Raw genomic sequence first — 6,238 nt, forward strand, 5'->3', positions numbered from 1 at the left:
ACCAGCGCGCTAGGGTCAGTCCAGCACGCAGCCGACATAGCCGCCGGAGGCGCGAGCGCGACGCTCGATAAGGCCGGCAAGCCGTTGCAATCCGCGTCCCGGCTTGCTGGCGACGCGGTCGATGGGATTAGGTAGTGAAACAGCCAGCAGCGCCGCCTGGCGGGAACTGAGCTTTGCGGCCGGCACCTTGAAATGGTGCTGTGCTGCGGCCTCAATGCCGTAGATGCCAGGTCCCCATTCGGCAACGTTGAGATAAATCTCCATCATCCGTTTTTTGGACCAGACGAAATCGGCGGCGATCGCCAGCGGCAATTCCAGCCCCTTGCGCAGGAAAGAGCGGCCGTTCCAGAGGAACAGGTTCTTGGCCGTCTGCATCGGAATGGTGCTCGCGCCACGGGTGGAGGCCCCGTCGAGCGCATTGCTGACCACGGACTGCATCTGGTTCCAGTCCACGCCGCCATGGAAACAGAATTGCCCGTCCTCGGACATCATCACCGATTGAACAAGGCGCGGGGAAATATCCTCGAGCGGCACCCAGCGTCTGTCATAACCCTGAAAGGTCACCAGATCGGCGAGCATCAGCGTCGAGACCGGCCGGAAAAACGGCAGTGCATAGACCGGGATCAGCAGATAGGGCAGGATCAGCAAAGCCAGCAAGGTCATGATGATGCGCTTTGCCAACGTGCGAAAATCCACCTTCGGACTGCTCCGGTCTTCCGCCAGCACGGCGTAATCTGCGTCGCTTTCAGGCGTACTGCTCAATATTCGTCAAAGCCCCGCACCAGTTGAAGCCTTTCATAGTCCATTGCCGCCTTCAAGGCGAGTCCGGTCAAATAGTTGCGCCTCTGGAATCACGAAAAGGTTTGCCTGCATTCGCGCGGCATGCCAAAGAGCGCGGCATGGACGCTGCGATGACAAATTTCGAAACGAAGCTGCGCGAAAACGCGGCTAAAACCGAAGCCCTGCTTGGCCGCCTGCTTTCCGGCGAAGCACGCGCAGACGAGATCACGCGCCCGCAAAACCTGCTCGACGCCATGCGCCATGGCGTGCTGAACGGCGGCAAACGCCTGCGACCCTTCCTCGTCATCGAAAGTGCCGCCCTTGCGGGCGGAAATGCCGAAGCTGCCCATTATGTTGGCGCCGCGCTGGAATGCCTCCATTGTTATTCGCTTGTTCATGACGATCTGCCGGCCATGGACGACGACGACCTGCGCCGCGGCCAGCCGACGGTGCATCGCAAATTCGATGAGGCGACCGCTATTCTCGCCGGCGACAGCCTGCTGACGCTTGCCTTTGATATCATCGCCTCGGACGAAAATCCGCTCGCGGCCGAACGCAAGGCCGCGCTCGTGCTTTCGCTTGCCCGCGCAGCGGGCATCGGCGGCATGGCCGGCGGCCAGGCCCTCGATCTCGCTGCTGAAAAGACAGCGCCGGATGAGGCCGGCGTCATTACATTGCAAGCTATGAAAACTGGCGCACTGCTGCGTTTTGCCTGCGAAGCGGGCGCAATCATCGCCGGAAGCGATGTTTCCGAAAGGCAAAGGTTGCGTCACTTCGGCGAAAAGATCGGCCTCGCCTTCCAGCTTGCCGACGATCTTCTGGATTTGACGGCCGACGCCGCCACCATGGGCAAGGCGACCGGCAAGGATGCCGCGCGCGGCAAGGGAACGCTCGTGGCATTGCGCGGCGAAGACTGGGCGCGCCGCAAGCTGCAGGAGCAGGTGGCGGAAGCTGCGGAACTGATGGCTCCCTATGGTGAAAAGGCCGCGATTCTCATCGCGGCCGCTAGGTTCATCGCTGAACGGAAAAGCTAAGCCGGTTTCCCTCTCAGCTTTCCATCATCCAATCAGCCCTTGAGCGGCGAAATCAGCACTTCGACGCGACGGTTCTGGGCGCGACCGTCAGACGTTGCATTCGAGGCGATCGGCTGCGACGGGCCGAAGCCGAGCGTCGAAATACGGCGCTGGTCGACGCCGCGCGCGCCGATATAATTCGCAACCGATGCGGCGCGACGCTCGGAAAGCGCCTGGTTATGCTGCAGGCTGCCGGTGGAATCGGTGTGGCCGTTGATGTCTATGAGCGTGCGGTTGAACTTGTTCAGCACGATGGCGACAGAATCGAGCGTCGGGTAGAATGGCGGAATGACCTGATCCTGGTCCGTCGCGAAGGTGATGTTCGACGGCATGTTGAGAACGATGCTGTCGCCGCGGCGAGTAACCGAAACACCCGTTCCCTGAAGCTGGGCGCGAAGCTCGGCTTCCTGACCATCCATGTAATTGCCGATAGCGCCGCCGGCGAGCGCGCCGATGCCCGCGCCGATAAGCGCGGCATTGCGGCGACCGGTCGGCGAACCGCCGACAGCCAGACCACCCAGAGCACCGACCACGGCGCCGATGCCGGCACCGCCGGCGGTGTTCGACATCTTCTGCTCACCCGTATAGGGATCGGTGGTGGTGCAGGCGGAAAGATAGGTCCCGCAAAGGGCGACGATCGCGATTTTTTTGATCATGTGTTTTTATGCTCCGAGAGGTTCAGGAGGTATGACAGTGGAATTCCGGCCTTTTCACGGTACTCTTTACTCCGCCGCATCTTTCCGGCCAAAACGCTTTTCGATGTAATCGATCACAAGCGCTTCAAAATCGGCGGCGATATTGGGTCCACGCAGGGTTAGCGCCTTCTCTCCGTCGATGAAGACGGGCGCTGCGGGGCTTTCGCCGGTTCCGGGTAACGAAATGCCGATATCGGCATGTTTGCTTTCACCGGGGCCATTAACGATGCAACCCATGACGGCGACATTGAGCGCCTCGACACCAGGATATTTCTCACGCCAGATCGGCATGTTCTTGCGAATATCGTTCTGGATATTCTGGGCAAGTTCCTGGAAGACGGTGGACGTGGTGCGCCCGCAGCCGGGACATGCCGCAACGACCGGAATGAACTGACGGAAACCCATGACCTGCAGCAATTCCTGCGCCACCTGTACCTCGCGGGTGCGGTCGCCATTCGGCTCCGGCGTCAACGAAACGCGGATCGTATCGCCAATACCATGCTGCAACACGTAACCCATGGCGGCGGATGAAGCGACGATGCCCTTCGAGCCCATGCCCGCTTCGGTGAGACCGAGATGCAGGGCGTGGTCGGAGCGTTCCGACAGCATCGAATAAACGGCGATGAGGTCCTGCACCTGGCTGACCTTGGCCGACAGGATGATGCGGTTACGTGGCAGGCCGATCTCTTCGGCAAGCTCGGCGGAAATCAACGCCGACTGCACGATCGCCTCGCGCGTGACCTGACGGGCGGAGAGAGGGAAGCCCTGCTCCTTGTTCTTGTCCATCAGGGTCGTCAGCAATTCCTGATCGAGCGACCCCCAGTTGACGCCGATTCGCACCGGCTTGTCGTATCGGATCGCCATTTCGACGATCTCGCCGAACTGCTTGTCCTTCTTGTCCTTGAAGCCGACATTGCCGGGATTGATGCGGTATTTCGCCAGCGCCTCGGCACAGGCAGGGTGATCGGCGAGAAGCTTGTGACCGATATAATGGAAATCGCCGATCAGCGGCACATCCATGCCGAGACGCAGCAGCCGCTCGCGGATTTTCGGCACGGCGGCAGCGCTCTCATCGCGGTCGACGGTGATGCGCACCATTTCCGAACCGGCCTGGAAAAGCGCCGCCACCTGCTGCACGGTGGCGTCGATGTCAGCCGTATCGGTATTGGTCATCGACTGCACGACGACGGGCGCACCGCCACCGACGATGACACCGCCCACGTCTACGGCGACGGATGCGCGGCGGGGCTTCGGATCGTAATCGGCATGTGACGTCATGGCGGTCTCTGGAGCTTGCGGCAAGGTCTGGCAATTGAGGTGAAACAAGGGGGCCTCCTTGTCAACACCCAACGCGCTGGAGCTTCTACTTTACCGCAATCATGGCAAAATTCGAGACGCCTATTCCTTGCCCGCACCATCAGCATGCCGGGCGAGCCGTGAAAGTAGCAGAACGACCACATGCAGCAGCGGCAGAGCGAGAAACACGCTGGCAAGACCGGTATGTTCAGCGATGAAGCCGATCGCCGAGGGCGCTACCAGAATGCCGGAATAACCCATGGTGGTGACGACCGAAAGGCCGATGCCAGGCGCCAGTCCCGGCATATTGCCCGCCGCCGAAAAGGCGATCGGCACCATGTTGGAAATACCGATACCGGCAATGGCGAAACCGATAATCACGAAAGTGGAATTTCCCGCAAGGCCGGCAATCAGAAGACCGGTGATCGACATGACCGAGCAGAAACGCAGGGTTCGGACCGCCCCGAACCTGTCACGCACCAGATCGCCGGCAAACCGCATGATCGCCATGGTCATGGAAAATGCCGCGAAAGCGAAACCGGACTGCGAGACGGAAGCGCCCAGTTCGTTGCGCAGATAAAGGGCACCCCAATCGAGGATGGCGCCTTCCGGAATCATCGAGAATAACGCCATCAGGCCGATGATCCAGGGCAGCGGCGTCAGCGGCAGGCCGCCTTTCGGGCGTTCCTCCTCAGGATGCGGGCGATCCGCGAGAACCCGCGGCCATGCAATGACCAGCAACACCAGCGCGATGACCGTCAACGCAACGGCATGCCCCTGCACACCGATCGCCGTGATGAGATAACCGCCAAGACCAGCGCCGATCAGACCGCCGAGGCTCCAGAAGGCATGGCACGACGACATGATGGCGCGACGCATATCACGCTCCACCGCCACGGCATTGGCGTTCATGGCGACATCCATCGCCCCCGTCAGCCCGCCGAACAGAAATACCGCGATCACCCCCGCCCACACCGTGCCGGCCCAGGAAATGAAAAGCAGCGTCGGCAGAAAGATCGCGGCGGTGACGAGGCTCACCGTGCGCGAGCCGAAACGGGCAATCTGGGAACCGGCAATGGGCATGAAAACCAGCGAGCCGATGCCGAAGACCAGAATGATGAGGCCGAGCGCACTTTCACTGAGGGAAAGACGCGCCGCAAATTCCGGAATCTTGGGCGCCCATGACCCCATCATGAAACCATTCATCAGGAACAACAGGGAAACGCCCAGCCTGTGCCGTGTCAGATAGGACGAACGCATGCCTGTCGGCGAAAATGTCGTGGGGCCATTCATCGGCAATATCCTTCAGACTTGACCGTGGGAAAATCGGGCGGCGTCTTCATCGCCGCAATGAATCTGTACGCCCTTTGCCGACAGCGCCTCGACGAATACGCGGTCGGCATCCTGCTCCAGCACGAGGGAAAGAGGTGGAGAAAAATCATACACATGGAAAGCAGCCTTATGGCCGAGCTTTTCCGTGGTAATCGCTGCGACGATCCGCTGGCTGGCGCTGCAGGCAAGCCGCTTGAACACCGCATCTTCAAAAACATCCGCCGACAGACCCGTCTCGGCCGCAACGCCGCACACACCGAGAATGCAAAGATCGGGCCGCATCAGTTCGAGCTGCCGAAGCGCCATGGCGTCGATAGCCGCACCTACAGCCGGATCGACTTTTCCGCCGATCAGCACCAGATCGATATTGGCCCGCCCCGTCAGTTCGGCGGCAATGGCTGGCGTATTCGTCACCACTGTCAGGTTGAGACCGGCAGGGATCGCGCGTGCGATGGCGAGATTGGTGGAGCCGGCATCGATGAAGACGACCATGCCGGGTTCAAGCAGCGGGACAGCGGCACGCGCCAGCATGGCCTTGCGGTCCGCATCCTCGGCAATGCGCGTCTTCAGTGGCACCGTCTTGCTGTCGGAAAGCAGCGCCCCGCCATAAACGCGCAGGCATTCCCCGCGGGCCGCCATCTCACGCAGGTCACGACGCACCGTATCTTCGGAAACGCCGAAGTTCTGCGCAAGATCCTGCGCCAGCACACGGCCGCTTTGCCGTAGCTGCGCGAGGATAAGCGCCTGCCGCTCGCTGACGAAATGATCACTCATGGAGACTCATGCATAAACAGGAACAAACGTGCACGAACATGCATATTCGAGTTTCCACCGAAGCGCAATAAAAAACGCCCGCCGAAAAAGACGGGCGTCTGACTGTGTAATGAGAGATTCGAACGGCTTTTATTCGGCGTAAGCGATCAGCAGATCCTTCGCATCGATCTGGTCGCCGGGGCGCACCAGAACTTCCGCGATCTTGCCGTCGCGTTCGGCGTGAAGCGCGGTTTCCATCTTCATGGCTTCGATGGAGAGCAGCACGTCACCGGCCTTGACCTCCTGACC

The 6,238-nt window shown here is 60.7% G+C and carries 7 protein-coding genes; 1 reads left to right on the plus strand and 6 read right to left on the minus strand.

Translation table 11 applies throughout. The features are described 5' to 3' along the window. Window positions 1-15: 15 nt before the first annotated feature. Window positions 16-762 carry a monofunctional biosynthetic peptidoglycan transglycosylase gene (gene mtgA / locus V6S97_RS22670; RefSeq protein ID WP_020010807.1) on the minus strand — a complete coding sequence of 249 codons (747 nt, stop codon included), beginning with the start codon at window positions 760-762 and terminating at the stop codon, window positions 16-18. A 137-nt stretch (window positions 763-899) separates the two neighbouring features. Here mtgA and V6S97_RS22675 point away from each other — a divergent pair, with 137 nt between their 5' ends. Beyond that, window positions 900-1,814, plus strand: coding sequence for a polyprenyl synthetase family protein (locus tag V6S97_RS22675; RefSeq protein WP_111794296.1), 915 nt, complete (start codon window positions 900-902; stop codon window positions 1,812-1,814). Between the two features lie 32 nt (window positions 1,815-1,846). Here the strand turns inward: V6S97_RS22675 and V6S97_RS22680 are convergent, their stop codons facing one another. From V6S97_RS22680 to V6S97_RS29225, 5 genes are all read right to left on the minus strand, one after another. Next, entirely contained in the window at window positions 1,847-2,509 is a 663-nt protein-coding gene (locus V6S97_RS22680) for an OmpA family protein (RefSeq protein WP_003505133.1), read from the minus strand. 66 nt (window positions 2,510-2,575) lie between these two features. Further along, window positions 2,576-3,826 (minus strand): flavodoxin-dependent (E)-4-hydroxy-3-methylbut-2-enyl-diphosphate synthase, encoded by a 1,251-nt coding sequence (gene ispG, locus V6S97_RS22685; RefSeq protein ID WP_003505135.1) that lies wholly within the window; start codon window positions 3,824-3,826, stop codon window positions 2,576-2,578. Window positions 3,827-3,946: 120 nt separating this feature from the next. Further along, window positions 3,947-5,137: an MFS transporter gene (locus tag V6S97_RS22690; RefSeq protein ID WP_003505136.1), complete on the minus strand. Its 1,191-nt coding sequence runs from the start codon at window positions 5,135-5,137 to the stop codon at window positions 3,947-3,949. A 12-nt stretch (window positions 5,138-5,149) separates the two neighbouring features. Then, window positions 5,150-5,950, minus strand: coding sequence for a DeoR/GlpR family DNA-binding transcription regulator (locus tag V6S97_RS22695; RefSeq protein WP_334427771.1), 801 nt, complete (start codon window positions 5,948-5,950; stop codon window positions 5,150-5,152). 129 nt (window positions 5,951-6,079) lie between these two features. Beyond that, a partial coding sequence (locus tag V6S97_RS29225) for a biotin/lipoyl-containing protein (RefSeq protein ID WP_442886092.1) occupies window positions 6,080-6,238 on the minus strand: 159 nt, incomplete at its 5' end.

The sequence above is a fragment of the Agrobacterium sp. CCNWLW155 genome, from assembly GCF_036888815.1.
Classification (GTDB): Bacteria; Pseudomonadota; Alphaproteobacteria; order Rhizobiales; family Rhizobiaceae; genus Agrobacterium; species Agrobacterium radiobacter.

Coding starts and splice junctions, on each gene's coding strand:
- V6S97_RS22675 (WP_111794296.1), top strand. CDS start 900: ATGGACGCTGCGATGACAAATTTCGAAACGAAGCTGCGCGAAAACGCG.
- V6S97_RS22680 (WP_003505133.1), bottom strand. CDS start 2,509: ATGATCAAAAAAATCGCGATCGTCGCCCTTTGCGGGACCTATCTTTCC.
- ispG (WP_003505135.1), bottom strand. CDS start 3,826: ATGACGTCACATGCCGATTACGATCCGAAGCCCCGCCGCGCATCCGTC.
- V6S97_RS22690 (WP_003505136.1), bottom strand. CDS start 5,137: ATGAATGGCCCCACGACATTTTCGCCGACAGGCATGCGTTCGTCCTAT.
- V6S97_RS22695 (WP_334427771.1), bottom strand. CDS start 5,950: ATGAGTGATCATTTCGTCAGCGAGCGGCAGGCGCTTATCCTCGCGCAG.